Here is a 25,980-nt window from a genome sequence, read left to right on the forward strand (position 1 = left end):
GTTCTTCGGGGACGCTACGTGGCGGCGGAGTATCAATCACGCGCCTAACCGTACCTGCCGGGGCGCAGCTACCCTTCGCACACGCACCGGTAGCGCAGGAAGAGCATCGAATCGCCCGCGCCTACAGACGTGTGGGCGGCTTCCAACGCATATCGCCGTTCGAATGGGCGTTGTTTGCTGATGCGTTGCAACCCCCACGGTCCGTCCGCGGCGCTTACGGAGGGATCCAAGGTGACGTGCACGACGTCAAGTAGGCCGCTGCCGATCATATCGGCGTACACGCTCGGGCCACCTTCGCAGGCAATGCGATTGAACCCATCGCGGTGCAGGGCGTCGATGACTTCAGAAGGTGAGCCATCGCCAGCGGAAAGGAAGCGCGCGCCTGCTTCTGCCAGGGCGGTGCGTTGAGCGGCCAGCGTGTCGTCGTTAAGCGATCGCTCCGGGCACACAATGATGGGGTCCTGGCCGGAGAACACCCCGAGCGAGGGGTCGATGTCTAGAGAACGCGACAATACGGCCATCGGGGTGTCCGAAGGACCGTACCTCTCCGCAGCGACTGTGCCGGAGGAAACGAGAACGACATCCGCCCACGCGCGGAGCTCCTGCAGGAACTCGGAATCGAGCTCGTTGCCAAGATCGCCCGAAGTGCCGTCGCGACCGAAGGCGCCGAAGAGAGTCATCACCATTGCCGCACGTGTTTCACGCCTCTCAGGGGCGAGGACCGGTCCGAGGATGTCGTTCGCGGAAGTGACCATGGCAAAAGAATAACCCCGGCCGCGCGGGCCGGGGTTGAGGTGGAGCGGATGACGAGACTCGAACTCGCGACCCTCACCTTGGCAAGGTGATGCGCTACCAACTGCGCTACATCCGCATTGCTATTCAGTTACCGAGGGGACAAACCCTCTGTGCGCGATACTGGGATCGAACCAGTGACCCCTACCGTGTCGAGGTAGTGCTCTACCGCTGAGCTAATCGCGCAAGGCTATTGCAGCTTGGAGGTGGATACGGGAATCGAACCCGTGTACACGGTTTTGCAGACCGTTGCCTAACCACTCGACCAATCCACCGTGGAGTTACCTCCGAAGTATTCGGCTTCAACCCCGAAGTACTTGGAGCGGATGACGAGACTCGAACTCGCGACCCTCACCTTGGCAAGGTGATGCGCTACCAACTGCGCTACATCCGCATTGCTATTCAGTTACCGAGGGGACAAACCCTCTGTGCGCGATACTGGGATCGAACCAGTGACCCCTACCGTGTCGAGGTAGTGCTCTACCGCTGAGCTAATCGCGCTCATGTTCCGCTGGGGAACTGGAGCGGATGACGAGACTCGAACTCGCGACCCTCACCTTGGCAAGGTGATGCGCTACCAACTGCGCTACATCCGCATGCGTTCTACGCTGTCCGCGTCGAATGCGAGAACAGACTTTATCCGCATATTGCCCACCGTTACAAATCGGCACGTCACAGGCATGTTGTGGGGGTTAGGTGCGAATTACGCGGGTGCAATTTGTTCTGCGGCGCAAGCGCTTCTCGACGTCCCGTGGTTGGCCATCCTCGTTATCCGCATTGACCAGCCGATTCGGTTCTTTCCGGTGTGGCGTGTAATCTCTCTTCTCGTTCGGTCCTATGGCTCAGTGGAAGAGCGTTCCGTTCACACCGGAAAGGTCGCTGGTTCGATCCCAGCTAGGACCACTAGGGAGAGCCCCAGGTTGGAAACAGCCTGGGGCGTTTTTCGTTTGCCCCGTAAACGACGATATCGGCATTTGCGGCGTTAGCTCTTGGAAAAACCCAGGTCGCGGCTCGGCCTGGAGGCTTTATGCCGATATCGTCGTTTGGGTTGGGGTTGCTCCGTTCATAGTTTTGGGGCGGGTGTGACGGGAACTAACATGGGCGGGGATACGACTAGTGCTCTTAGCGCCAACCGGCGCGTTGGTTTTACTAGAGGAGGCACCATGCTCATCCCGGCAGGTTTTGCACGAGGTGGCGCAGTCGCAGCGGCGGCGGCCACGGCGACGTTGATCGCGGCGGCACCGGCCGTCGCCCACGACTCCGTCATTGGCGCGGACCCGGAGGATAAGGGCGTGGTCAGCGAGTTCCCGGACGCAATCACCCTGGAGTTTTCCGGGGAGATCCAGGATGGCTTCAACACGGTCGCGCTTTCCCGCGAGGTCGACGGGCAATCCGAGGTCGTGCACTCCGGCGAGCCCGACATTGAAGGACGGTTTGTCACCCTCGACCTTCCGGCCGACCTCGACGCGCAACCGGGCGACTACAAGGTCGGCTTCCAAATCGTGTCCTCCGACGGCCATTCAACGAAGGGGATGACCTCGTTCAGCTTCAGCCCCTCCGGGGCGGAGAACGCCCAGGGCGACGATGCCGAAGCCACCGCGGATGCAAGCAAGGACCCTGTCGTTGACGCGGCCGACGGTATGAGTTCCACGATGAAGGTGCTGCTCGCCCTAGCCGGCGTGCTGGTCGTTGCCGGTGCCGGCTTCGGGGCTCTGGCGAAGAGCCGCCGAATCTCTGAAACCAACACCGATACGGACAAGTAGGAGAACACTAATGAAGAAGCGAACCGTCACGGGTCTTGCAGCAGCGGCTCTGGTTCTGGCGGGCTGCAGTGATGCGGCCAACGACGCAGCTGAGCAGGAGCAGTCCTCCTACAACGAGGTCACCTCGGAAGCGGCAACCAGCAATCCGGCGACTGATGTTCCGGCCGCGGATCTTGCAAACGACGCGGTCACGCTCGAGGACGGAGCTGTTCGTGCGAAGGCGGCGAAAGATGCTGCGGATGGCAGCGACATGACGTCGATCTTCGGCACGCTGCACAACAACTCGGACAATGACATCTCGGTCGTGGGATTTACCACGTCGCTCGGAGAAGCGGACTACCAGATCCACGAGGTTGTAGACGGAGTGATGCGCGAAAAGGACGGCGGCTTCGACATTCCCGCGGGCGGAACCCACGAGCTGGCACCGGGAGGCGACCACTTCATGGTGATGGGCTACGCGCCAGCCATCGAGGCTGGCGACACCATCGATGTGACACTGCTGCTCGAAGGCGGCGCGACCGCGACCGTGCCTGATGTCGCCGTGCGCACAATGCTGCCGGGCGACGAAAGCTACGGCGATCTGGGCGATCACGCTGACCCCGGCGACCACGCTGGTCACGACGAGCACAAGCACTAAAGGAGGATGCGGCATGCCGGGTGTGAGCCGGCGGGGGTTTTTGGCCGGAACGGCTGGGGTGGCCGGGGTGGCGTCGACAGGCATGCTGCTCTCAGCGTGCGACGACGCGCCGAGCAACTCCGACCCCAACTTCGAACCGTTGACGGAAGCATCCGTCGCCTTCGACGGTGAGCATCAGGCAGGCATCCAGACACCGACACAGGCGTCGCTCAACCTTGCCGGCTTCAGGGTGAAGGACGGGGTGGACGGAAGCGGCATAATCAGGCTCATGCGGCTGTGGACCGAAGACGCCCGCGAGCTGACCGCCGGCCGCAACCCTTTGTCCAGCCTGGAGCCGGAGATGGTGCAGTGGCCCGCTAACCTCACCATCACCTGCGGGTTCGGCGAGCGCGTCTTCGAAATCGCGGCGCCAGACGCCAAGCCGAAGTGGTTGCACGACATCCCCGCGATGCCGCGCGAGCAGTTGCAGCCGGAGTGGGGGCAGACGGATCTGGTGCTGCAGATCTGCTCCGACGACCCGGTGATGTGCGCCTGGGCGCTGCGCCACATGACGCGCGCCGGCATGGACTACGTGGACACCCACTGGCTGCAGCAGGGGTTCATGAACGCGTTTGGCTCCATCCCTAAAGGCCAGACTCCGCGCAACCTCTTCGGCCAGGTGGACGGTACCGTCAACCCGCATTCGGACGAAGAGTACGCCGAGCAGGTGTTCGCCGACGACGGGTCGTCGTCGCTCGTTGTGCGCCGCATTGCGATGGACCTCGACGATTGGGAGCGGTTGGACCGCACCTCCCGCGAAGTGGCGGTGGGGCGCAGACTTGACGACGGAGCACCGCTGACCGGCAAAGACGAATTCGATGCCCCCGACCTGGAGGCGTTGGACGAGTACGGGCTGCCCGTGATCGACAAAAACTCCCACATGGCACGTGCCATGCCGCCCGCGGACCACCCGGAACAGAAGTTTTTGCGCAGGCCGTACAACTATTCGCTGCCGCCGGCGCCCGGCGAGCTGTCTGACGCGGGGCTGGTCTTTTTGGCGTACCAGAAGGACCCGGACGTGCAGTTCACCCCGGTGCTGCAACGGCTGTTAGAAGTTGACCGGCTCAACGAGTGGACCACGCACATCGGATCTGCGGTGTACTGGATCCCGCCGGGCACACGAGAGCCCGGTGGGGAAGGAAGCGGCGACGCATACTGGGGCGAAGCCGTACTTTCGGGCGGCCAAGGGTAGACTCCCTGGCGTCCGGCGCGCCACCTGCGCCGTCGGGAGAGAACGTAGAAGATGGGCGGCGTCCAGGTATGACGCAGCCCAGTGACGCGCAAAGGAGCGCACGACAGATATGTCTACCGAAGCAGCAGTCGAGTTCGCACCGTTCGAGGTTCCCGCCGGCACCGCCGTCGGCGCGGCCATGCGGGAGCTGAACCTGCCGAATAAGGGGGAGGACGCCGTCGTGTGCGTCCAGGACGAAGCGGGCGAGCTGAAAGACCTCTCGCACGTCCCCGAAGCAACCGCGACGTTTACGCCGGTACCTGCAAACACTGAGCTCGGCCGCTCCGTGATCCGCCACTCCTGCGCCCACGTGCTCGCCCAGGCTGTGCAGGCCGAGTTCCCCGGCACCAAGCTGGGTATCGGCCCGGCCATCGAGGACGGCTTCTACTACGACTTCGACGTTGCGGAGCCGTTTACGTCCGAGGATCTGAAGGCGCTGGAAAAGCGCATGAAGAAGATCATCAAGCAGGGCCAGAAGTTTGTCCGCGGCGTCTACGCCTCCGCCGAAGAGGCTGCAGAAGACCTCAAGGACGAGCCGTACAAGCTCGAGCTGATCAACGACAAAGGCAACGTCGATCCGGACTCCGATGAGGCCACCGAAATCGGTGCCGGCGAGCTGACGCACTATGACAACGTCAACCCGCGCACGAACGAGGTGGAGTGGCACGACCTGTGCCGCGGCCCGCACGTGCCCACCACCAAGTACATCCCGGCGTTCGCGCTCACCCGCTCGTCCGCCGCGTACTGGCGCGGCGATCAGAACAACGCCGGCCTGCAGCGCGTCTACGGCACCGCCTGGGAGTCCAAGGAAAAGCTCGAAGAGTACATGACCATGCTCGAAGAGGCGGAAAAGCGCGACCACCGCCGCTTGGGCAACGAGCTGGACCTGTTCTCCTTCCCGGACGAGGTCGGCTCTGGCCTGCCGGTGTTCCACCCGGACGGCGGCATCGTGCGAATGACCATGGAGCAGCACTCGCGCGAGCGCCACGTCGCCGCCGGCTACTCCTTCGTCAACACCCCGCACGTGACCAAGGGCGACCTGTTTAAGAAGTCGGGCCACCTGGACTGGTACGCCGACGGCATGTTCCCGCCGATGAAGCTCGACGGCGAGGTCGACGAAGACGGCAACGTGACCAAGCAGCCGGTGGACTACTACGCCAAGCCGATGAACTGCCCGATGCACAACCTCATCTTCGACTCGCGCGGGCGTTCCTACCGGGAACTGCCGCTGCGCCTGTTCGAGTTCGGCACCGTCTACCGCTACGAGAAGTCCGGCGTGGTCCACGGCCTGACGCGCGCCCGCGGCTTCACGCAGGACGATGCTCACATCTACTGCACCGAGGAGCAGTTGGAAGACGAGCTGACCAGCGTGCTGGAGTTCATCATTTCCCTGCTGCAGGACTACGGTTTGGACGACTTCTACCTGGAGCTGTCCACCAAGGACCCGAACAAGTACATCGGCGACGATGAGATCTGGGAGCGCTCCACCAACATCCTGGAGTCCGTGGCCAAGAAGTCCGGCCTGGAGCTCGTGCCGGACCCGGCGGGTGCCGCATTCTACGGCCCGAAGATCTCCGTGCAGGCGCGCGACGCCATCGGCCGCACCTGGCAGATGTCCACTGTTCAGCTGGACTTCAACCTGCCGGAGCGCTTCGACCTGACCTACACCTCCTCAGACGGCTCGAAGAAGCGCCCGGTGATGATCCACCGCGCTCTCTTTGGCTCCATCGAGCGCTTCTTCGGCGTGCTGCTCGAGCACTACGCTGGCGCGTTCCCGGCCTGGCTGGCCCCGCACCAGGTGGTGGGTATCCCGGTGGCCGACGCGTTCGCCGACCACTTGGACGGTGTCGTTGCAAAGCTGCGCGAGCGCGGCATCCGCGCCGAGGTGGACCACTCGGACGACCGCATGCAGAAGAAGATCCGTACCCACACCACGTCCAAGGTGCCGTTCATGCTGCTCGCGGGCGAGCGCGACGTGGAGGCGAACGCGGTGAGCTTCCGCTTCCTCGACGGTAGCCAGATTAACGGCGTGCCGGTCGAGCGCGCTGTGGAGCTGATCGCGGACTGGATCGCTGCCAAGCGCAACGATCAGCCGAGTGAGGAAACCGTTGCAGCCGCCAACTAACGGCGAGACTTACGTCGACACCGGCGTGGGCGATCCGGACCGTCTTGCCCGCCTGTGGGCGCCGTACCGCTCCAGCTACATCACCCAGATGCCGGCGGAAAGCGAGACGGGGGAGACCGGAGGATCGTCGAGAAGCACAGGCGATCCATTCCTGGAAATCCCGCAGATGAGCGACGAGGACGGCCTCATCGTCGCGCGCGGCAAGACGGTGTACGCGGTGTGCAACCTGTACCCGTACAACGCCGGCCACCTGATGGTGGTGCCGTACCGCAAGGTCGCTGAGCTGGAAGAACTCACCGACGCGGAGACCGACGAGCTGATGGTGTTTGCGAAGCACGCGGTGAAAACGCTCAAGCGCGTGTCCAAACCGGAAGCGATCAACGTCGGGCTCAACCTGGGCAAGGCCTCGGGCGGGTCGGTCGGCGACCACCTGCACCTGCATGTGGTGCCGCGCTGGGCGGGCGACGCGAACTTCATGACCGTCATCGGCGGCACCAAAGTACTGCCGCAACTGTTACAGGAAACGCGGGCGCTGCTTGCCGACGGCTGGCGCGAAGTCGACGCGATTGAATCAGGTGAACACCATGCTTAGCGTGCACGGACGCAAACCCGCCGCAGCAGTGGTCGAGCCGGTGGCGAAAGGGCTGCTGAAGATCGGGCTGACCCCGAACACGACCACCGTTGCGGGCACCGCGCTGACCATGCTCACGGCGATGGTGCTCATCCCTACAGGCCACCTGGTGTGGGCGGCCGTGCTCAGCCTGTTCTTCGCCGCCTTCGACATGGTCGACGGCACGATGGCCAGGCTGCGCGGCGGAGGCACCGCGTTCGGGGCGACGCTGGACGCGAGCTGCGACCGGCTGACCGACGGTGCACTCTTTGGGGCGATCGCGATGTGGCTGATCTACGTCGCGGATGCGGCTCCCGTGAACGTGGCGGTGTGCCTGGCGGTCATTGTGCTCTCGCAGACCATCAGCTACATCAAGGCCCGCGGCGAGGCCGGCGGGCTGAAGATCGTCGGCGGGCTGATTGAACGTCCTGAGCGCTTGATTCTGGGGCTCGGCGGCATTGCGCTGGAGGGCTTCGGTGTGCCCAACGCCGTGGTGGTTTCGTTATGGATCCTGTTGGTCGGTTCCGTGATCACTGTGGTTCAGCGCCTGATGTTTGCCGGGCGTGACAAGGGGGCGGACGCGAAGATCGCGCCGCCGGCGGGGGCGTAGATGGTCTCCGCGCGGGAGCGGCTCGTCGCCGCGGGCTACATCGCCGGCTGGAAGATCGCCGGCGCGCTGCCTGCGCCGTTGACCGCGCGGGCCACTGAGTGGGCCGCCGACCTCGTCTCCGGCGACGGCGCGGGCATGGACATGCTCCGGCGCAACCTCACGCGTGTGGTGGGGCCGGAAAACGTCACCCGGGAGCTAGTCCGAGACGCCCTGCGCTCGTACGCACGCTACTGGCTGGAGGCCTTCCGTCTGCCGCGGATGGCGGGCGATCCGGGGTTGAACTCGACGCTTTCGGCAGGGGTCGCCGGACGCGAGCACTTGGATGCCGCCGTTGCGCGGGGCCGCGGGGTGGTGCTGACGCTGCCGCACACGGGCAACTGGGACATGGCGGGGGCGTGGCTGGCGGAAAACTACGGCGGGTTCACTACCGTCGCGGAACGCCTGAAACCTGAGGCGCTGTTCGATGCGTTCGTGCAGTTCCGGGAGTCGCTCGGCTTCGATGTTGTGCCTTTGACCGGGGGTGAGCAGCCCCCGTTCGAGCGGCTGAAGGAGGTGCTCGCCGCCGGCGGCATAGTGTGCCTGCTAGGGGAGCGGGACTTTTCACGCAACGGAGTGCCGGTGACGTTCTTCGGCGAGGAAACGACGTTTCCGGTGGGCCCGGCCAAGCTGTCGAAGGATACCGGTGCGACGCTGCTTGTAGCCCACTCTTGGTTCACGGGCACCCGGCGCAACCCCGGCTGGGGCTTCAGCATCTCCGCCCCATTGGAGGTGACCACGCTCGAAGAAACGGCGCAACGGGTGGCCGACCAGTTCGCCGAGAACATCGCCGCACACCCGGCGGATTGGCACATGCTGCAACCGCTGTGGCCTAAGGACGCGCCGAAGCCGAGTCGCCGCCGGGAGATGGAACAGCGGCTGCGAAAGCACCGCGAACAGGGGAGGTAGCCAGGGTGAGAATTGGTCTGGTGTGTCCATACTCCTTCAACGTGCCGGGCGGAGTTCAAGCCCACGTCCTTGACCTTGCGGTCAAGCTGCGCGAGATGGGCCACCACGCTGAAGTACTCGGGCCAGCCTCCAGCAGTGCCGAGCTTCCGGCGTGGGTGACACGGGGCGGGGCTGCAGTACCGGTGCGATACAACGGTTCGGTCGCACGCCTGTCCTTCGGCCCCCAGGTGCGGCGCACAACGCGGCAGTTCATCGAGCGCGGCAACTTTGACATCCTGCACGTGCACGAACCGAATTCGCCGAGCTATTCCATGGCGGCGTTGCGCATGGCTACCGGCCCGATCGTGGCCACATACCACGCCTCGGCAGAGTCCTCCTACGCGCTGAAGCTCGCGTTGCCTGCGTTGCGTGGCAGCCTGGAGAAGATCCGCGCAGGCATCGCCGTGAGCGAAGAAGCGTGGCGTTGGCAGTCGCAGCAGGTGGGCACCGACCCCGTGATCATCCCCAACGGAGTGGACACCGGCAGGTTTGCGGCGGCACGGCACGTGTCGGAGTCCCCAGAGCGCACCGCCGAGGTGGTGTTCCTGGGCCGCTTGGACGAGCCCCGCAAGGGCCTGGACGTGTTCCTGCAGGCGATGGAGCAGCTACCGCACAAGCCACGCGTGACGGTCATCGGAGCTGGCGCGCCCCGCAAGGTCGAGGGCGTCGAGTTTGCGGGCCTGGTTTCCGAGGATGAGAAGGCGGAGATCCTCGGCCGCGCCGACATCTTTGTGGCGCCGAACCTTGGCGGTGAATCTTTCGGGATCATTCTCGTGGAGGCGATGGCCGCCGGTTGCGCCGTCGTCGCCAGCGACATTCCGGCGTTCGCCGCAGTGTGCGAAGGCGACGCGGGGTTACTGTTCGCGCCCGGCGACGCTACGGCGCTCGCGCAGAAGTTGCAGTTGCTTATCGACGACGTCCCGTTTCGCGCCAACCTGGCCGCCCGCGGCGTGAAACGGGCAGAAGACTTCGACTGGTCTGTCGTGGCGCGTCAAGTGCTGGCGGTGTACGAGGCGGTGTCGATTGGGGAGAAGGTCGGGGTGGAAGGGTGGCTATGACTTTCATGTGGGTGGTGTTGGCGGTGGTGGTCACGGCGCTGACCGCATGGGCCTACAACACGGCGCAGCGGCTCAACCGCCTGCACATCCGGCTCGACCGTTCGCGCGATGCTTTACAAGCGGCTCTGGACCGGCGCTGCGCCGTCATCGCCGCAATCTACCCCGAGCTCGGTGCTGCAGCGCAGCGCACGGAGCAGGTCAGACTGACACCTGAGGATGTGCGCACGCGTCTCGCGCAAGAGGAGCACTTGGCGTCGCAGGTGGCTGAACGGTACGCAGGAGCGGGTGCGCCGGGCCCGCTCAACGACGCGGACATCCGAGCTGAGTTGGCCATCCGCTTCTACGACGACGCTGTCGCGGATACGCGTGCGCTGCGTCTTCGCCCGTCGGTGAGCTTCTTGCGGCTCGGTGGCACGGCGGCATTGCCACAGTTCGCGCGGGACGACCGGTAAAAGCTTTGGCGCGGCGGTGCGTATAATGCCGTCTGTTACACGTCAACCGAGGAAAAGGGGTGCGTTATGGCGGGCCACTCAAAGTGGGCAACCACGAAGCACAAGAAGGCCGCAAACGACGCGAAGCGGTCGAAGTTGTGGGCGAAGATGATCAAGGACATTGAGGTCGCGGCACGAACCGGCGGCGGCGACCCGGCCGCGAACCCCACCCTTGACGACATGATCCGCAAGGCCAAAAAGGCTTCGGTGCCGAACGACAACATCGAGCGCGCCCGCAAGCGCGGCTCCGGCGAAGAAGCTGGCGGCGCGAACTGGGAGACCGTGATGTACGAAGGCTACGGCGTCAACGGCGTCGCAGTGCTCATCGAGTGTCTGACGGACAACCGCAACCGCGCGGCCACCGAGGTGCGCACCGCGATGACCAAAAACGGCGGCAACCTAGGTGAGTCGGGCTCCGTCGGCTACATGTTCGAGCGCACCGGTGTGGTGACCATCCAGAAGGGCGAGCTCAGCGAGGACGACGTGCTCATGGCGGTGCTCGACGCTGGCGCCGAGGAAGTCAACGACCTCGGCGAGGAGTTCGAGATCACCTGCAAGCCGACCGACCTGCCGGCAGTGCGTGAGGCACTCGTCGGCGAGGGTATCGAGATTGAGGAGGCCGGCCAGGAATTCCGTGCGGACGTTGAGGTTGACCTCGACGTCGAGGGTGCGAAGAAGATGATGCGCATCATCGACGCACTGGAGGATTCGGACGACGTGCAGAACGTGTACACCAACATGAACCTCTCTGACGAGGTCGTGGCTCAGCTGGAGGACTAGGCCTTTTACTGGCCTTTCGCAGTCTTTCGCTATGCGCAACGCCCGCGCCGCCGTTGGTGGCGCGGGCGTTTGTTGCGCCTCCTGTGGTAGAACATATGTGTCACATGTGTGGAAGGGAGGATGCGATGTCGCTGGAAGGTCTGCGGGTCATGGGGATCGACCCGGGCTTGACGCGCTGCGGCCTTTCCGTTGTGCAGGCGGGCCGTGGCCGGCAGATCATCCCCGTCGCCGTCGGCGTCGTGCGTACTCCGTCCACGGCGGAGCTGGCGGAGCGGCTGCTGCGTCTGTCGCGCGCGGTAGGTGAGTGGATCGACGACTACCGCCCGGACGTCATCGCCATGGAGCGCATTTTTGAACGCGGCAACGTCTCTACTGTCATGCACACAGCACACGCGGTAGGCGTGATGGTGCTGGCGGCGGCAGAGCGGGGCATCCCGGTGCACATGTACACCCCGTCAGAAGTGAAAAAGGCTATCTCCGGCAATGGGCGGGCGGATAAGAAGCAGATGACGGTGATGATCACGCGCATCCTGGGCTTGTCAGAGGCGCCGAAGCCGGCGGATGCGGCCGACGCGCTCGCTATCGCGGTGTGCCACTGCTGGCGCGCCCCCTTGATCGCACGGACCAACCAGTTGACCATGAAAGCGGCGAAGCAATGATCGATTCTCTCAACGGCGAAGTGCTCACTATCGGGCTCGACCATGCGGTCATAGAGTGCTCGGGCGTGGGCTACCGCTTCCTCGCCACTCCGCAAACGCTCAGCCGCTTAATCCGCGGCGAACAGGCCCGGGTGATGACGTCATTGGTGGTCAAGGACGACGGTGTCACTCTGTACGGCTTCGGCGACGCGGACGCCCGCGAGATGTTCCACAAGCTCCAGGGTGTCTCCGGGTTAGGCCCGAAGTTGGCCCTCGCGTCGCTGTCCGTGTTTGACCCGGGCGAGCTGTCCTCCCACATCGCCGCCGGAGACGCGAAGACGATCCAGTCCATCCCCGGTGTAGGGAAGAAAATGGCGGAGCGCATCGCCCTCGAGCTCAAGGACAAGGTGGAGGCCTTCATCCCGAATGGAGATTCTCCGTCCACTGCTGGCGCGTCCGCACCTGGAAAGGGCTCCTCGCTCGTCTCCGAGCAGGTGGTCGAGGCGCTGGTGGGCCTGGGGTTCCAGGAACGCTCGGCGCGGCCGGTGGTCGACGCGTTGGTGGAGGAGCTGCCGGAGGAGAACGCGTCCGCGTTGCTGCGCCAGGCGCTGAGCCAGTTGGGCAAGAAGTAGGGGAGGTACACCGTGTCGGATGTGGAAAAGACCGAGTTCGAACTGCCGGAGGGGTTCGCGGCGAAGCCGCCGTCGCCAGTAGACGCACACGCGCAGGCAGACGAGCACGACATTGAGCGCTCGCTGCGCCCGAAGTCGATCAACGAGTTTATCGGCCAACCCAAAGTGCGCGAGCAGCTCAACCTCGTGCTCGCAGGTGCGCGCAGCCGCGGGGTGACGCCGGACCACATCCTGCTGTCCGGCCCACCAGGTCTGGGTAAGACCACTATGGCAATGATCGTGGCGCAGGAGCTTGGGACCTCGCTGCGGATGACCTCGGGTCCTGCGCTGGAACGCGCGGGTGATTTGGCGGCGATGCTGTCCAACCTGATGGAAGGTGACGTGCTTTTCATCGACGAAATCCACCGCATCGCCCGTCCGGCCGAGGAAATGCTGTACATGGCGATGGAGGATTTCCGCATCGACGTAATCGTCGGCAAGGGCCCTGGCGCAACTTCGATCCCGCTGGAGATTCCGCCGTTTACCCTCGTCGGTGCAACCACCCGCGCTGGCATGCTCACGGGGCCGTTGCGCGACCGCTTCGGATTTACCGCCCAGATGGAGTTCTACGACGTGGAGGATCTGACCCAGGTGGTCAGCCGCGCGGCAGACATCCTCGGCGTGCGCATCGACACAGATGCCGCGGTAGAAATCGCCTCGCGTTCGCGCGGCACGCCGCGAATTGCCAACCGTCTGCTTCGCCGCGTGCGCGACTGGGCTGATGTGCATGGGGACGGCCACGTCGACCTTGATGCGGCGCGTTCAGCGCTCAGCGTTTTCGACGTGGATGAGCTAGGACTAGACCGCCTTGACCGGGCGGTGCTCGACGCACTGATCCGCGGCCATGGCGGGGGGCCGGTGGGCGTGGGCACACTCGCCATTGCCGTCGGTGAAGAACCCGGCACTATCGAGGAGGTGTGCGAGCCTTACCTTGTGCGCGCGGGATTGATGTCGCGAACCGGGCGAGGGCGAGTAGCTACCGCCGCGGCGTGGGAGCACCTGGGGCTGCAGGCACCCCCTGATGCACCGGGACAAATGTCGCTCTATTAAGGCTGGCGCGGACCGGACTGCCAGTTTTTCGGGGCTATGCCGTAGCATGTTCCGTTGTGTCTCCACCGGCACGCCCTTCATTTGTGCCTCTTATCGGGTGTTGTGGGCTCCGGTGGAGGAGAAAATTGGAGCTCGGAAAGCAGAGGAGTCAGCTCAGTGTCCAACAACACTCGGCGGTCCCGCGAAGTGAAGGGAAAGAAGCGCTGGCCTGCTCGGCTGCTCGCGCTGTTTACCCTCATTGTCATCGGCGTCTACGCCCTAGTCTTTTTCACCGGAAGCAAAACCGCTGAGCCGAAGCTTGGCATTGATTTGCAGGGCGGCACCCGTGTCACTCTGGTCCCGCAGGGCGACGAACCGACGAACGAGCAACTGCAGGACGCGCGCAATATCCTTGAAAACCGCGTCAACGGCATGGGTGTCTCCGGAGCCTCCGTGGTTGTGGACGGCAACACGATTGTCATCGAGGCGGCCGGCGACGACACGGCGGAGATCCGCAACATCGGCCAGACCTCGCAGCTGTTCTTCCGCCCGGTGCTTGACCCGCCGGCAGCGGACAGCACCACAATCGACGACGTCACTTTGGACATGACCAATGAGTGGGTCAAGTACGGCATTTTCTCCCCGCAGGAAGGCCAGGCCGTGCTCACCCAGATTGCCGCGCGTAAGGAAGCCGCGGAGAAGCAAGCCGAAGAGGCTGCAGAACAGCCGCAGGATGAAAGCGGCGTAGGCAAGGACATCGCGCCGAAGGAAGAAGCCCCGGAGGCGCCGAAGGATGTCCCGCAGGTGAGTGCTGAGCCGCTGCCGGAGCCGAACGGTCCGGTCGAGGCGGCGGAGCGCCGGCAGGAGACGACGGACATGCTCCGCCGCACCCGCCAGTCCACCGACCCGACCGAGCAGTTCGCTGCCCTGACCTTGATGTCGGCGCGCTGCATGGGCCAGATCACCGACCCGCTGGCTGGCTCCGACAAGGCCGACCTGCCGCTGGTCTCCTGCGACCCGACAACCGGCCAGGCGCTGCTTCTCGACGAGGTGCCCCTGCTCAACGGCGTTACCGACGCTGACGGCCCGCGCCTGACCGGTGAGCAGATCGACACCAACCGCGCGATCACCGGCGGTTTCAACCCGCAGTCCAGCCAGATGGAGATTAGCTTCGCGTTTAGCCAGGCAGGCGAGCCCAATGGCTCCGAGACGTGGGCGCGCCTGACCAGCGAGATGCTGCAGAAGCAGATTGCCATCACGCTGGACTCCCAGGTGATTTCCGCGCCGGTGATCCAGGGCGCGACCCCGCCCGGTTCCGCAACGTCCATCACCGGCAACTTCACGCAGGAAGAGGCGGAAGGCCTCGCCAACAACCTGCGCTACGGCGCGCTGCCGCTGTCGTTTGCCGGTGAAAACGGCGAGCCGGGCGGCACCGCGCTGTCCGTGCCGCCGTCACTCGGCCAGGCATCCCTGAAGGCCGGCCTGTACTCCGGCCTGGTGGGCCTGATCCTGGTCGCTCTGTTCGTCTTCGCCTACTACCGCCTCTACGGCCTGATCTCGCTCGCGTCGCTCGTCGCCGCAGGTGCGCTCGTCTACGGCACCTTGGTGCTGCTGGGCCGCTGGATCGGCTACTCCCTGGACCTCTCCGGCATCGCTGGCCTGGTCATCGGTATCGGTGCCACGGCCGACTCCTTCATCGTCATCTACGAGCGCATCAAGGACGAGGTGCGCAAGGGCAAGACGTTCCGCTCTGCCACCGCCTCCGGCTGGCAGCGGGCGAAGGACACGGTCATCACCGGCAACATGGTCACCCTGATCGGTGCTGTGATCATCTACTTCCTCGCCGTTGGCGACGTGAAGGGCTTCGCCTTCACCATGGGTCTGACCACCGTGTTCGACCTGATTGTCACCTTCCTGGTTACCGCACCGCTGCTTATTATCGCGTCGCGCAGCCGGTTCTGGTCCAAGCCGTCCGTCAACGGCATGGGTAAAGCGTTTAAGACCGCCGAAGCACGTCGGTCGGAGGCTCGACACGTCGAGCAGCCGGGGGACGTCGACAAGCAAGTGCTTCAGCCAGCCGCAACGATTGAGGAGAACTAGACATGTCGAGAACCAAGGCAACTCCGGCTCAGACCTCCGCTGAGGCAGGGCGAACAGGGGACACCCTCGCCCCCGTGAAAACCAAGCGTTCAGCGGAAACGCTCTACGACGGCAGCGGCGCCATCGACTTCGTGGGGCGCCGCAAACTGTGGTACGGCATCACCCTCGCTCTGGTGGTTATTTCCCTGCTGGCCATGCTGCTGCGCGGTTTCAACATGGGCATCGACTTTGAAGGCGGCACGAAGATGACCATGCCCGCCGGCGAGCTCGTTGCCGAGGAGGTGGAGGAGACCTTCGTCGATGCGACTGGTGTGACCCCTGAGCTGACCCAGATTGTCGGCTCCGGCGACACCCGCACGTTGGAGATCAATTCCGGCCACCTCACCCAGGAGCAGATTGACGCCGCACGTCAAGCAATTTTCGACGAATACCAGGTAGAAGACCACACCGGCGAGCCCAACGCCGACGCAATCGGTGATTCCACTGTGTCCGAGTCCTGGGGCTCCACCATCACCAACCGCATGCTGCTTGCCATGGCTGTCTTCCTGGTCGCCGCTGCGGTGTACGTGGCGGTGCGCCTGCAGCGCGAGATGGCGGCAGCGGCAATGGCTGCGCTCATCGTCGACGCGGTGCTGATCGCCGGTATCTACGCTCTGTTCGGCCTCGAGGTCACCCCGGCGATGATCATCGGTCTGCTCACTGTGCTGACCTTCTCCCTGTACGACACGGTCATCGTGTTTGACAAGGTGCGCGAGAACACCTCGGGTGTGTTGGATTCGCGCCGCTCCACCTACGCCGAGGAGGCGAACTTGGCCGTCAACCAGACGGTGATGCGTTCCATCTCCACCTCCGTGATTTCGGCGCTGCCGATTGTGGCGCTGATGATCGTGGCCGTGTGGATGCTTGGTGTGGGCACCCTGAAGGATCTCGCCCTGATCCAGCTCATCGGTGTCGTCGAAGGCATTTTCTCCTCGCTGTTCCTGGCCACCCCGCTGCTGGTGAGCCTGGTTAACCGCAAGAAGAAGTACAAGGACCACAACGCCGCAGTGGAGCGCTACCGCGCCCGCGGCGCTGGCGAGGTCGAGGACGAGGCAACCGAAGAGGTTGTCCACGAGAAGCGTCAGGTTGCCGCTCCGGTACGCCGTACCGAATCGACGGTCGACGAGTCCACCGGTGCCACCGGTGCCACCGGTTCCACGACCTGGCGTCCAGGTAGGTAGACGGCGGCAAACCATGGCAGGACGTTTCACCCGTGCGGTCGCCGCAGTCGCGGCGACGGCACTCAGCGTCTTCGCTCTGTCCGCGTGCAGCGCGGACGACCGCGAGGACCAGGAATCGAAAAAGTTGTTCGGTTATCAGGCACTTGGAGAGTTGCGCACCACAAACGCCGGCGCCTTAGAAGGTGCCACCGATCTAGCGGAGTTGCTTTCGGTGCGTTTGTATCCAGGCGTGTACGTGCCTGGGCCGAGCGGCCAGATGATCCCGAACACGGATTTGGTCACCACCCAGGTGCTACCGGGCGACCAGCGCAAGGTGATATACACCCTGTCCGATGCCGCGGTATTTTCCGACGGCACACCGGTCACGTGCTCCGACTTCCTCCTCACGTTCACGGCCGGCCACTACCCGGGCATGTTTGGCTCGCACATGCCGCTATTCGATGACACGGAAGGGCTGTCCTGCACCCCCGGGTCCAAGGAATTCACGCTCACCTTTAAGGAGAAGCGCGGCGCGCGCTGGCGCGGGCTTTTCGACGCCGGCACCGTGCTGCCGGCTCATGCCGTCGCGGCAAAACTGGGTAAAAGTGTGGAAGAGCTCGATGGCGATTTGCAGTCCAACGACTTTTCCCGCCTCAAGCCGATCGGCGACGTGTGGCGGCACGGTTTCAATCTGGCAGAGTTTGATCCCGAACTGCAGGTGTCCTTCGGGCCGTTCAAGATCGCGGAGGTGGGCGAGCGCGGTGAAGTGACACTGGTGGCCAACGAGCACTACTACGGCGACGCGCCACAAACCCCGGAGATGGTTGTCTGGCCCGGTTCCGCTGATTCCGCCGAGTTGTCTGAGGATGAGGCGCTCCGCATAGGCGATCTGCGAGAGACATCGCCGGCATGGCACGACGTCAACGCCGAGGGCAACCGCCTCAGCGTTGACTCTCAGATCGGTGAACTCACCGAGGCGCTGACTTTCCCGCAGGTCGGTATGTGGGCGATCCACGAGAACCGGCAGGCGTTTGCCAAGTGCGTGGACCTGCGTGCCGTCGCAAAGGCATCGAGCGACGCAGCGGGCATCGACGTGCCCGTTGCGCCGCTGCACGTGCTGCAGCACTCAGATCCGCTGGCAGCGCGCCTCAAGGATGTCGCGGCGCCGCACCTCGAGGTGGACATCGAAGGCGCATCCGCGCTGTATGGCACTGAGATCCGCATCGGCTATCCGTACCCGGACGCGCGGTTCGCAGCCATGGTGGATTCCATCCGCCGCACCTGCGAGCCTGCCGGCATCACAGTCACCGACGTGACCGAGGGCGGAAAAACGCTCGCGGATCTGCCACGGGCGGAGTACGACGAGTGGGGCAATGAGACCTGGACCGACGGCGCGGCCGACGTGATTTTGCACGCCACGGACCCCATGCGGGAGTTCCCATCCGCCAATAACCGCGCCCAGGAACTTGGTGCGCTTCGCGCCCAGGAAGAGCACCTGTGGAAGCAGCTGCCGTCCATTCCGCTCGCCGCGCAGCCCCGCACCTTCGCCGTGGATGGCGCAGTGCGTAACGTGGTGCCGTACACAGGTCTTGCCGGCATCGGCTGGAACATGGACCGGTGGCAGCTGAACACAGAAACAACCCCGTCCGAAAAGTAACAGGAGAATCCACACCAATGGCCCCCACACCTATCGACGGCAACCGCTACGCCACCGCCCGCGACGCCCTGAAGGAGAAGATCCGTCAGGTGCAGGACTTCCCGGAAGAAGGCGTCCTGTTCGAGGACCTCACCCCGGTGCTCGCGGATCCGGCAGCGCTGAACATCGTCATTGCGGAAATGGCCACCGCCAGCCGCAAGCTCGGCGCCGACCTCATCGGCGGCCTGGACGCGCGCGGGTTCCTGCTCGGCTCAGCTGTGGCGTATGAGCTCGGCACCGGCATCCTGGCCATCCGTAAGAAGGGCAAGCTGCCGCCGCCGGTGATCACTCAGGAGTACACCACGGAGTACAGCTCGGCCGCGCTCGAGATTCCGGCGGACGGCGTGGATATCACCGGCAAGAGCATCGTGCTTGTAGACGACGTGCTGGCCACCGGCGGCACCCTCGTCGCCGCCCGGGATTTGATCGAGCGCGCCGGCGGCACCGTCGCAGGCTATGTGGTCGTTCTCGAGGTGCCGGGCCTCGGCGGGCGCAGCAAGCTTGGCGACGCCCCGCTGGTGGTTCTCGGCGAGGAGCACCCCGAGAACGCGTAGGATTACGTTTTTAGTCGCGGGAGAAGTTCTGGAATCGGAGGCTAGGAATGACTGACAAGCCGGTGAAGAGGACAGGCCCCTCCGTGCGCAGCATGTCTGCCCGTCTGGCGCGGTCGCTGACGGGCAACAGCCGCTCGAAGACAAACCCGGTGCTTGACCCGCTGCTGTCGTTGCACCGCAAATTCCACCCCAAGGCAGACGCGGAACTGCTCGACCGCGCGTACTCCACTGCGGAGCACCTGCACGAGGGGGTTTTCCGTAAATCGGGGGATCCGTACATCACCCACCCGCTCGCGGTGGCGACCATCTGCGCCGAAATCGGCATGGACACCACAACGTTGGTGGCGGCGCTTCTGCACGACACTGTCGAGGACACCGACTACTCCCTCGACGACCTGACCCGCGACTTCGGCCCCGAGGTGGCAAAGCTGGTCAACGGAGTGACCAAGCTGGATAAGGTTGCTCTCGGCGCGGCGGCCGAGGCGGAGACGATCCGCAAGATGATCGTGGCCATGGCAGAAGATCCACGCGTGCTGGTGATCAAGGTGGCGGACCGCCTGCACAACATGCGCACCATGCGCTTCTTGCCTCCGGAGAAGCAGGCGAAGAAAGCGCAGGAGACCCTCGACGTCATCGCACCGCTGGCTCACCGCCTGGGAATGGCGAGCGTGAAGTGGGAGCTGGAAGATCTCGCGTTTGCCATCCTGCAGCCGAAGAAGTACGAGGAGATCGTGCGCATGGTCGCGGACCACGCGCCGTCCCGCGACAGGGCGCTGCGGGAAATTACCGACGTCCTGCAGAAGGAGCTCGCCTCCAACGGCATCACTGCCGAGGTGATGGGCAGGCCGAAGCACTACTGGTCGATTTATCAGAAGATGTCGGTGCGGGGCCACGACTTTAACGAGATCTTTGATCTGGTGGGCATCCGCGTACTGGTTGATTCCGTCAACGACTGCTACGCGGCCATCGGCGTGGTGCACTCGCTGTACTCCGTGATGCCGGGCCGGTTCAAGGACTACATCTCCAATCCGCGCTTCGGCGTGTACCAGTCGCTGCACACGACCGTGATGACGCACACGGGTCGCCCCCTTGAGGTCCAGGTGCGCACCCACGAGATGCACTACAACGCCGAGTTTGGCGTGGCGGCGCACTGGCGCTACAAGGAGACGAAGGGCTCGCACAAGGGCGATCAGTCCGAAGTGGACCAGATGGCCTGGATGCGGCAGCTGCTCGATTGGCAGAAGGAGGCCGCTGACCCGAACGAGTTCCTCGATTCTTTGCGTTACGACCTGACAAGCCAGCAGATCTTCGCCTTCACCCCGAAGGGTGACGTGGTGGACCTGCCTGCAGGCTCCACCCCTGTGGACTTCGCGTACGCAGTCCACACTGAGGTCGGCCACCGCTGCATCGGAGCAAAAGTCAACGGCAAGCTGGTTACGCTTGAAACCGAGCTCAAGTCAGGCGACAGGGTCGAGATTTTCACCTCCAAGGACCAGAACGCGGGCCCGTCGCGCGATTGGCGGGACTTTGTGGTTTCCCCGCGTGCGAAGGCGAAGATCCGCCAGTGGTTTGCCAAGGAGCGCCGTGAGGAGCAGCTCGAAGCTGGCCGCGATGCGCTCGCCGCAGAAGTGCAGCGTGGCGGGCTGCCCATGCACCGGCTGTTCACCAACGAGTCCATGCGGCAGGTGGCCACGCGCCTGCACTACCAAGACGTGGATGCGCTGTACACCGCCATCGGTGCAGGCAACGTCTCGTCCCAGCACGTTGCGCACCTGCTGATGGACATGTTCGGCGGCGATGACGATGCCGTCGATGCGCTCACGGCACGCACTCCGATGTCGGCGCTCGTGCGCCCGCAGGCCAGCAGCGATGGCCCAGGCATCCTTGTGGAGGGCAGCCCAGATGTGATGGCGAAGCTGGCAAAGTGCTGCCAGCCGGTGCCGGGCGACGCCATCTTCGGTTTTGTCACCCGTGGCGGGGGAGTGTCGGTGCACCGCACTGACTGCACGAACGCCAACAAGCTCAAGGACGAGCCGGAGCGCTTGGTTGATGTTGAGTGGGCGAACCAGCGGTCGCACAGGAGCTCGTCGCGAGCCACGATCCAGCTGGAGGCGCTGGACCGCAACGGATTGCTCACGGAGACCACAGGGGTGCTCTCGGAGGCGAAGCTGCCGATCTTGGCCATGTCGTCCCAGGCGGGCGACGACCGCATCGCCACCATCCGTTTGACCATCGAGGTCTCCGACATTAAGCAGCTCGGTTCCATCATGAACCAGATCCGCAACATCGAGGGTGTCTTCGACGTCTATCGCGTAACTGCTTAACGACGGCCAAAGGTTGCCCTAGCCATCCCCCCAGCCGGCGTCCAGGTTTCCAACAGATGAAATGTTGGTGCACGGAAGGTTATTTCCCCAGCAAAAGGGTTTGTATGCGGTGAAGTTGTTCTGCGGGAACTCGGAAACCGGGATACAAGGGAGGGACACCATCCCGCATATTTGAGGAGTCTCCCGTGTTTGATTTCCGCCGCGCTGGCGCGCTGATCGCCGCAACCACCACGACTGCTGTTGTGCTCACCGCAGCACCGTTCGCCGCAGCCGCTGAGGCCGACCAGGTCACCATCAACGTTGCCAACATCACCGACTTCCACGGTCGACTGAAGGCGAACCTGACCACGGACCGGGATTCGGGTGAGGTCACCCCGAAGGCTGGCGACGAGATGGGCGCTGCCAACGTCGCAGGCATCATGAACTACCTGCGCGAGCAGAACCCGAACACGATTGTCACCACCTCCGGCGACAATCAGGGCGGCTCCGCGTTCATCTCCTTCATCTCCGACGACAAGTACACGATGGACTTCATCAACGCCATCGGCACCGAAGGCTCCGCTGTGGGCAACCACGAGTTCGATAAGGGCTACAAGGACCTCATCGACCGTATCGTGCCGGGCACGAAGAATAAGCAGCTCGGCGCCAACATCTTCGTCGACGGCAAGCAGACTGTGAAGCCGTACACCGTTGTGGAGAAGGACGGCGTGAAGGTGGCGCTGGTGGGCACCACCTCCAACCTGACCAAGGAGAAGTCCAGCCCGGCAAACGTCGCAGGCGTCGAGTTCACGGATTCCGCCGAGCAGGTCAACGTCGAGGCGAAGAAGATCAAGGAGTCCGGCGAGGCTGACCTGGTCATCGCGCTTATCCACGACCCGGCCGACACCAGCGCCCCGAAGCTCAACCCGGAGTACGTCGACTTCATTTTCGGCGGCGACGACCACATCAAGCGTCTGGAGCTCGACCGCGACGGCAAGGTGCCCTACGCGCAGTCCCACGAGTACGGCAAGGTGGTCACCGACATCGCCTTGACCTACGACAAGGCCGAGAAGAAGGTCGTGAAGGTCGAGGGCAAGCAGATTGACGCCACCCACCTCGAGGAGCTCGGCATCACCCCGGACCCGGAGGTGGAGAAGATCGTCGACGAGGCCGACAAGATCGCCAAGGATCTCGGCCAGAAGGTCGTCGCCAACATCGACGCCGACTTCAAGCGCGGCTCCAACCCGGAGGACAAGCCGGGTTCGAACCGCGGCACCGAGTCCACTGCGAACAACATGCTGGCCCAGTCCGCCGTCGTGGCGCTGTCCGCCTTCCTGGACACCAAGATTGATTTCGGTGTCATGAACGCCGGCGGTGTCCGCGCGGACCTGGCCGAGGGCGACGTGACCTACGAGCAGGCCGCCACCGTCCAGCCGTTCGGCAACAACATCGCGGTCGCAACCCTCTCCGGCGCCGCCATCAAGGAAGCCCTGGAGAACCAGTGGCAGACCCCGGAAGCCGCCGAGAAGTCCGGCCGCCCGCGCCTGGACATGGGCCTGTCCGACAACGTGTCCTACACCTACAACCCGAACGCTGAGCGCGGCAACCGCGTCCTGGACATCCAGATCAACGGCGAGTCCGTGGATCTGGGGAAGGACTACACCGTCGCAGCATCGACCTTCCTGCTCGACGGCGGCGACGCCCTGATCAACGCGGAAGAGGTCCGCGACCGCAACGATGTGGGCTACAACGACCTGCAGGCATTCGTGGACTACCTGCAGACCGGCGACGCGAAGGTTCGCACCGGTCAGAAGGACGTCGGTGTGGTGCTCCCGGAGGGTGGCTTGAAGGCGGGCCAGAAGAACACCATCGAGCTGACCTCCCTGAGCTACTCCTCCGAGGGCGAGGCGCAGGCCAAGACCGTCACCGCAAAGGTTGGCAAGGCCTCGGCTACCGCCGACGTCGACAACGCTGTCACCGACGCCGACAAGGGCTTCGGCGAGCAGGGCCGCGCAAAGGTCGAGCTGGAGATCCCGGCTGGTGTCGCTGGCGAACAGGCCCTGGAGATCACCACCGATGCAGGCACCAAGGTGTCCCTGCCGGTGACCGTGGCTGAGGCTGAGAAGCCGGGCCCGGAGGAGCAGGGCTCTTCTTCCGACGCGCCGATCGGCGTGATCGTCGGCGTCATCGCAGCTGTCCTGGCATTGGTGCTCCCGCTGGCACTGGCGTTCCCGATCGATTCCGTACTCGGCCCGATCGCACTGCTGAACCCCAACAAGTAATGCGACGATGCGCCTGATGTGACACAGGCTGTCCACGACGACGCCGCCGGTTCCTCCCTTGCGGGGAAGCGGCGGCGTCGCCGCTGGTGTGGTCGTCGGGCTGGAACGAAAAAGAACCGGCTACCTAGAGCCGGTTACCAACGGAAATTTTCGCTGGTAGCCGGTAGTAGGTAGCCGGTTGTGCTTTGCGCAGTGGCGCGAGTGTGCACAGCGCCGCGAGTGCGCGCCGTGCGGGTGCGCGGCGTTTAACGCGCGAACTTGGATGCGACGGAAAGCACCTGGGTGAGCATGCCGATGATCGCGGTGACCACGGCGATCCAGCTCTTGAGCTCCTCCGGGCTCATGTCCTCGATGGAGGATCCCTCTTCGTCAGAGGAGGACAAGCTGTCCTTGATGGTCTTCTTGTCGTTGTTCTTGCCGCTGTCGCCGGAGTCCTTGGAGCGGCTCTCCTCGGTGTCGTTGACCGTCGGAGCTGCGTCGGCAACTGCGGCGCCGGAAACCATCACTGCGGTGGCGGTTGCGGCTGCCGCAAGGCTGGTGCGAAGCTTCATCGAATATTCCTCACTCGTATAAATGTGTGTGCTTCTCGGAATGCTATCGGGTGCGCTGCATACGCGCTACCTAGGACAGCAAGCTCTGAGGCGATTCCCAGAGCTACGTCGCTGCGGCTCGTGAAAGCGTTACTTGACGGATACTTTCTTGATGCGGACCTCGTCCGCCGGGGCGCCGTCCTGCTGGCCACCTTCGACGCCTGCCTCGGCGATCTTGTCCAGGGTGGCAAGGCCCTCGTCGTCGATCTGGCCGAAGTAGGTGTACAGCGGCGGCAGCACGGAGTCGCCGTAGTTGAGGAAGAACTGGGAGCCGTTGGTGTCCACACCGGCGTTGGCCATGGCGATGGTGCCGCGGTCGTAGCGCTGCGGCTCGTTGTTTTGCTGCAGCATCATCGTCTTGGCCTGCATCATCTCTTCCTCCGAGGCGCCTTCCGGCATGCCCATCTCGGCCAGGTCGATGCCTTCGAGGGCCTTGTCGGTGGGCAGCTCGTTGGCGAACTGGAAGCCGGGGCCACCCGAGCCGTTGCCGGCGCGGTCGCCGCACTGCAGGACCTTCAAACCGTCGCCGGTGGTCAGGCGGTGGCAGACGGTGTCGTCGTAGAAGCCTTCCTCGGCGAGGTATTCAACGGCGTTGACCGTGCACGGGGAGGCCGCACGGTCCAGCTCCATGCCGATGGGTCCCTGGTTGGTATCGAGCTCGACGGTGAGAGTGCCGTCGGTGGATACGCCCGACGTTTTCGGGGTGCCGACGCCGTCGCCGCCCTGCTCTGCTGCCTCGTTGTAGGTGCAGTTCACGGTTGGCGGCAGCGCCTTCTCGCGCTGAGTTGCGATCGGTTCGAACTGCGAGGCGTCGAACGGCTCCTGCTCCTCAGTGGTGGCCTCGGTTGCTGCGGTTGTCTCGTCGGACGCAAGGTTGTCGCCGCTGTCGTTGTTGGCAGCAAAGTAGATGCCGCCGCCGATCAACGCGATCACGGCCGCCGAGATGGCTGCCACCGACCAGGGGCGGGACTTTTCCTTGCGGTCGCGTGAATCCAGTTCGCTTTTCAGGTGGGACAGGGCTTCTTTGCCGCGCTGTTCGTTCGATGCCACTGGGCTATACACCTCGCCATTGTGTTGGGGTGGGCGGAGCAGACGTCGATACGCATCCGCCCTTGAACGGCTAGAAAGCCTAGCAGCACCGATATAGTGACCAGCATGAGAATCGCCGGTTTCGCCGCAGGACCTTTTCAAACCAACTGCTATGTCGTTGCTAACGGGGATCGCGCGTTTGTGATCGACCCGGGGATGGGCGCGCACGAGGCGGTGAGCCAGCTGGTGCAGGAGCAGGGGCTGACCATCGAGGCGGTGGTGCTCACGCACGGCCACATCGACCACATCCGCGACGCCGCAGCGTTCGGCGTGGAGACGTTCATCCACCCAGCGGATGCGTTCATGCTGCTGCGGGGCGAGGGTGTCAGCGAGCAAGCACGCCAGCTTCACGACGCCTCCGCCATGCCCCCAATCGGTAACCCCACGCCACTCGAGGATGGCCAGACCGTGGAAATCGCCGGCGTGGAGTTGCGGGTGGTGCACGCCCCGGGCCATTCGCCGGGCTGCGTGATGCTGGTCGCCGACGAGGTAGTTTTCTCCGGCGACGTGCTGTTCCGCGGCGCCATCGGGCGCACAGACTTGCCGGACTCGGACCCGGCGCAAATGCAGGAATCGCTGCGGGGGCCGGTGTGGGACTTAGCCGACGAACTGCAAGTGCTGCCCGGCCACGGCCCCGCGACGACCGTGGCGCAGGAGCGCGCGACCAACCCGTACCTGCGCCAGGCCAACGCGGACCGCTAAACGGGCA

The 25,980-nt window shown here is 64.3% G+C and carries 23 protein-coding genes and 7 tRNA genes; 21 read left to right on the forward strand and 9 right to left on the reverse strand.

Translation table 11 applies throughout. The annotated features are described in order from the left end of the window. Positions 1-68 precede the first annotated feature (68 nt). From HMPREF3151_RS05615 to HMPREF3151_RS05645, 7 genes are all read right to left on the reverse strand, one after another. On the reverse strand, positions 69-755 hold the full coding sequence (locus HMPREF3151_RS05615; RefSeq protein WP_070474334.1) for a dihydrofolate reductase family protein: 687 nt from the start codon (positions 753-755) through the stop codon (positions 69-71). Between the two features lie 40 nt (positions 756-795). Further along, positions 796-871, reverse strand: a tRNA-Gly gene (locus HMPREF3151_RS05620). 35 nt (positions 872-906) lie between these two features. Then, a tRNA-Val gene (locus HMPREF3151_RS05625) sits at positions 907-978 on the reverse strand. A gap of 15 nt (positions 979-993) precedes the next feature. Next, positions 994-1,067: transfer RNA gene (locus HMPREF3151_RS05630), tRNA-Cys, on the reverse strand. Between the two features lie 43 nt (positions 1,068-1,110). Continuing rightward, a tRNA-Gly gene (locus tag HMPREF3151_RS05635) sits at positions 1,111-1,186 on the reverse strand. Between the two features lie 35 nt (positions 1,187-1,221). Further along, positions 1,222-1,293: transfer RNA gene (locus HMPREF3151_RS05640), tRNA-Val, on the reverse strand. 19 nt (positions 1,294-1,312) lie between these two features. Further along, positions 1,313-1,388: transfer RNA gene (locus HMPREF3151_RS05645), tRNA-Gly, on the reverse strand. A 235-nt stretch (positions 1,389-1,623) separates the two neighbouring features. On the opposite strand from HMPREF3151_RS05645, the gene HMPREF3151_RS05650 reads away from it, so the two are divergent. The 20 genes from HMPREF3151_RS05650 to HMPREF3151_RS05745 all read left to right on the forward strand — a co-directional run bounded on the left by HMPREF3151_RS05650 (position 1,624) and on the right by HMPREF3151_RS05745 (position 23,592). Beyond that, positions 1,624-1,695 (forward strand) — tRNA-Val (locus HMPREF3151_RS05650). Positions 1,696-1,955: 260 nt separating this feature from the next. Then, positions 1,956-2,555, forward strand: coding sequence for a copper resistance CopC family protein (locus tag HMPREF3151_RS05655; RefSeq protein WP_070474337.1), 600 nt, complete (start codon positions 1,956-1,958; stop codon positions 2,553-2,555). A gap of 10 nt (positions 2,556-2,565) precedes the next feature. After that, positions 2,566-3,192, forward strand: a complete 627-nt coding sequence (locus HMPREF3151_RS05660; protein ID WP_070474340.1) for a copper chaperone PCu(A)C — start codon at positions 2,566-2,568, stop codon at positions 3,190-3,192. A gap of 13 nt (positions 3,193-3,205) precedes the next feature. Further along, positions 3,206-4,423 carry a Dyp-type peroxidase gene (locus HMPREF3151_RS05665; RefSeq protein ID WP_070474343.1) on the forward strand — a complete coding sequence of 406 codons (1,218 nt, stop codon included), beginning with the start codon at positions 3,206-3,208 and terminating at the stop codon, positions 4,421-4,423. Positions 4,424-4,532: 109 nt separating this feature from the next. Beyond that, entirely contained in the window at positions 4,533-6,587 is a 2,055-nt protein-coding gene (gene thrS / locus HMPREF3151_RS05670) for a threonine--tRNA ligase (RefSeq protein WP_070474346.1), read from the forward strand. Beyond that, positions 6,559-7,179 carry an ATP adenylyltransferase gene (locus HMPREF3151_RS05675; protein ID WP_246815212.1) on the forward strand — a complete coding sequence of 207 codons (621 nt, stop codon included), beginning with the start codon at positions 6,559-6,561 and terminating at the stop codon, positions 7,177-7,179. Before thrS ends, HMPREF3151_RS05675 begins: the two co-directional genes overlap by 29 nt. Further along, positions 7,172-7,807, forward strand: a complete 636-nt coding sequence (gene pgsA / locus HMPREF3151_RS05680) for a phosphatidylinositol phosphate synthase (RefSeq protein WP_070474352.1) — start codon at positions 7,172-7,174, stop codon at positions 7,805-7,807. The genes HMPREF3151_RS05675 and pgsA overlap by 8 nt, the downstream gene beginning before the upstream one ends. Next, on the forward strand, positions 7,808-8,752 hold the full coding sequence (locus HMPREF3151_RS05685) for a phosphatidylinositol mannoside acyltransferase (protein ID WP_070474355.1): 945 nt from the start codon (positions 7,808-7,810) through the stop codon (positions 8,750-8,752). It abuts the gene before it with no gap. A 5-nt stretch (positions 8,753-8,757) separates the two neighbouring features. Then, a complete protein-coding gene (locus HMPREF3151_RS05690) occupies positions 8,758-9,849 on the forward strand; it encodes a glycosyltransferase family 4 protein (RefSeq protein WP_070474358.1) in 1,092 nt (363 codons plus the stop codon). Continuing rightward, entirely contained in the window at positions 9,846-10,301 is a 456-nt protein-coding gene (locus tag HMPREF3151_RS05695; protein ID WP_070474362.1) for a hypothetical protein, read from the forward strand. Before HMPREF3151_RS05690 ends, HMPREF3151_RS05695 begins: the two co-directional genes overlap by 4 nt. Before the next feature lie 66 nt (positions 10,302-10,367). Further along, on the forward strand, positions 10,368-11,120 hold the full coding sequence (locus tag HMPREF3151_RS05700; RefSeq protein WP_070474365.1) for a YebC/PmpR family DNA-binding transcriptional regulator: 753 nt from the start codon (positions 10,368-10,370) through the stop codon (positions 11,118-11,120). A gap of 125 nt (positions 11,121-11,245) precedes the next feature. Continuing rightward, the gene (gene ruvC, locus HMPREF3151_RS05705; protein WP_070474368.1) at positions 11,246-11,779 is read left to right on the forward strand and encodes a crossover junction endodeoxyribonuclease RuvC; all 534 of its coding nucleotides are present in this window, start codon (positions 11,246-11,248) and stop codon (positions 11,777-11,779) included. Then, positions 11,776-12,390, forward strand: a complete 615-nt coding sequence (ruvA, locus tag HMPREF3151_RS05710; protein WP_070474371.1) for a Holliday junction branch migration protein RuvA — start codon at positions 11,776-11,778, stop codon at positions 12,388-12,390. Before ruvC ends, ruvA begins: the two co-directional genes overlap by 4 nt. Before the next feature lie 12 nt (positions 12,391-12,402). Continuing rightward, the gene (ruvB, locus tag HMPREF3151_RS05715) at positions 12,403-13,479 is read left to right on the forward strand and encodes a Holliday junction branch migration DNA helicase RuvB (RefSeq protein ID WP_070474378.1); all 1,077 of its coding nucleotides are present in this window, start codon (positions 12,403-12,405) and stop codon (positions 13,477-13,479) included. A gap of 156 nt (positions 13,480-13,635) precedes the next feature. Next, positions 13,636-15,558, forward strand: coding sequence for a protein translocase subunit SecD (gene secD, locus HMPREF3151_RS05720; protein ID WP_070474384.1), 1,923 nt, complete (start codon positions 13,636-13,638; stop codon positions 15,556-15,558). A gap of 2 nt (positions 15,559-15,560) precedes the next feature. Then, complete coding sequence (gene secF, locus HMPREF3151_RS05725) at positions 15,561-16,778, forward strand: protein translocase subunit SecF (protein WP_083290207.1); 1,218 nt, start codon at positions 15,561-15,563, stop codon at positions 16,776-16,778. 13 nt (positions 16,779-16,791) lie between these two features. After that, complete coding sequence (locus HMPREF3151_RS05730) at positions 16,792-18,414, forward strand: ABC transporter substrate-binding protein (protein ID WP_070474389.1); 1,623 nt, start codon at positions 16,792-16,794, stop codon at positions 18,412-18,414. Positions 18,415-18,431: 17 nt separating this feature from the next. Beyond that, a complete protein-coding gene (locus HMPREF3151_RS05735) occupies positions 18,432-19,007 on the forward strand; it encodes an adenine phosphoribosyltransferase (RefSeq protein ID WP_070474391.1) in 576 nt (191 codons plus the stop codon). 47 nt (positions 19,008-19,054) lie between these two features. Further along, on the forward strand, positions 19,055-21,331 hold the full coding sequence (locus HMPREF3151_RS05740; RefSeq protein ID WP_070474395.1) for a RelA/SpoT family protein: 2,277 nt from the start codon (positions 19,055-19,057) through the stop codon (positions 21,329-21,331). 185 nt (positions 21,332-21,516) lie between these two features. Then, complete coding sequence (locus tag HMPREF3151_RS05745) at positions 21,517-23,592, forward strand: bifunctional metallophosphatase/5'-nucleotidase (RefSeq protein ID WP_070474398.1); 2,076 nt, start codon at positions 21,517-21,519, stop codon at positions 23,590-23,592. Between the two features lie 245 nt (positions 23,593-23,837). Here HMPREF3151_RS05745 and HMPREF3151_RS05750 read toward each other — a convergent pair whose 3' ends face one another. Both HMPREF3151_RS05750 and HMPREF3151_RS05755 read right to left on the reverse strand, forming a co-directional pair. After that, the gene (locus HMPREF3151_RS05750) at positions 23,838-24,143 is read right to left on the reverse strand and encodes a hypothetical protein (protein WP_070474401.1); all 306 of its coding nucleotides are present in this window, start codon (positions 24,141-24,143) and stop codon (positions 23,838-23,840) included. Between the two features lie 129 nt (positions 24,144-24,272). Continuing rightward, entirely contained in the window at positions 24,273-25,232 is a 960-nt protein-coding gene (locus HMPREF3151_RS05755; protein ID WP_070474405.1) for a peptidylprolyl isomerase, read from the reverse strand. Between the two features lie 105 nt (positions 25,233-25,337). On the opposite strand from HMPREF3151_RS05755, the gene HMPREF3151_RS05760 reads away from it, so the two are divergent. Next, complete coding sequence (locus tag HMPREF3151_RS05760) at positions 25,338-25,973, forward strand: MBL fold metallo-hydrolase (protein ID WP_210383717.1); 636 nt, start codon at positions 25,338-25,340, stop codon at positions 25,971-25,973. Positions 25,974-25,980 lie beyond the last annotated feature (7 nt).

Source organism: Corynebacterium sp. HMSC05H05 (genome assembly GCF_001807265.1).
Classification (GTDB): Bacteria; Actinomycetota; Actinomycetes; order Mycobacteriales; family Mycobacteriaceae; genus Corynebacterium.

Coding starts and splice junctions, on each gene's coding strand:
- HMPREF3151_RS05615 (WP_070474334.1), bottom strand. CDS start 755: ATGGTCACTTCCGCGAACGACATCCTCGGACCGGTCCTCGCCCCTGAG.
- HMPREF3151_RS05655 (WP_070474337.1), top strand. CDS start 1,956: ATGCTCATCCCGGCAGGTTTTGCACGAGGTGGCGCAGTCGCAGCGGCG.
- HMPREF3151_RS05660 (WP_070474340.1), top strand. CDS start 2,566: ATGAAGAAGCGAACCGTCACGGGTCTTGCAGCAGCGGCTCTGGTTCTG.
- HMPREF3151_RS05665 (WP_070474343.1), top strand. CDS start 3,206: ATGCCGGGTGTGAGCCGGCGGGGGTTTTTGGCCGGAACGGCTGGGGTG.
- thrS (WP_070474346.1), top strand. CDS start 4,533: ATGTCTACCGAAGCAGCAGTCGAGTTCGCACCGTTCGAGGTTCCCGCC.
- pgsA (WP_070474352.1), top strand. CDS start 7,172: ATGCTTAGCGTGCACGGACGCAAACCCGCCGCAGCAGTGGTCGAGCCG.
- HMPREF3151_RS05685 (WP_070474355.1), top strand. CDS start 7,808: ATGGTCTCCGCGCGGGAGCGGCTCGTCGCCGCGGGCTACATCGCCGGC.
- HMPREF3151_RS05695 (WP_070474362.1), top strand. CDS start 9,846: ATGACTTTCATGTGGGTGGTGTTGGCGGTGGTGGTCACGGCGCTGACC.
- HMPREF3151_RS05700 (WP_070474365.1), top strand. CDS start 10,368: ATGGCGGGCCACTCAAAGTGGGCAACCACGAAGCACAAGAAGGCCGCA.
- ruvC (WP_070474368.1), top strand. CDS start 11,246: ATGTCGCTGGAAGGTCTGCGGGTCATGGGGATCGACCCGGGCTTGACG.
- ruvA (WP_070474371.1), top strand. CDS start 11,776: ATGATCGATTCTCTCAACGGCGAAGTGCTCACTATCGGGCTCGACCAT.
- secF (WP_083290207.1), top strand. CDS start 15,561: ATGTCGAGAACCAAGGCAACTCCGGCTCAGACCTCCGCTGAGGCAGGG.
- HMPREF3151_RS05730 (WP_070474389.1), top strand. CDS start 16,792: ATGGCAGGACGTTTCACCCGTGCGGTCGCCGCAGTCGCGGCGACGGCA.
- HMPREF3151_RS05735 (WP_070474391.1), top strand. CDS start 18,432: ATGGCCCCCACACCTATCGACGGCAACCGCTACGCCACCGCCCGCGAC.
- HMPREF3151_RS05740 (WP_070474395.1), top strand. CDS start 19,055: ATGACTGACAAGCCGGTGAAGAGGACAGGCCCCTCCGTGCGCAGCATG.
- HMPREF3151_RS05750 (WP_070474401.1), bottom strand. CDS start 24,143: ATGAAGCTTCGCACCAGCCTTGCGGCAGCCGCAACCGCCACCGCAGTG.
- HMPREF3151_RS05760 (WP_210383717.1), top strand. CDS start 25,338: ATGAGAATCGCCGGTTTCGCCGCAGGACCTTTTCAAACCAACTGCTAT.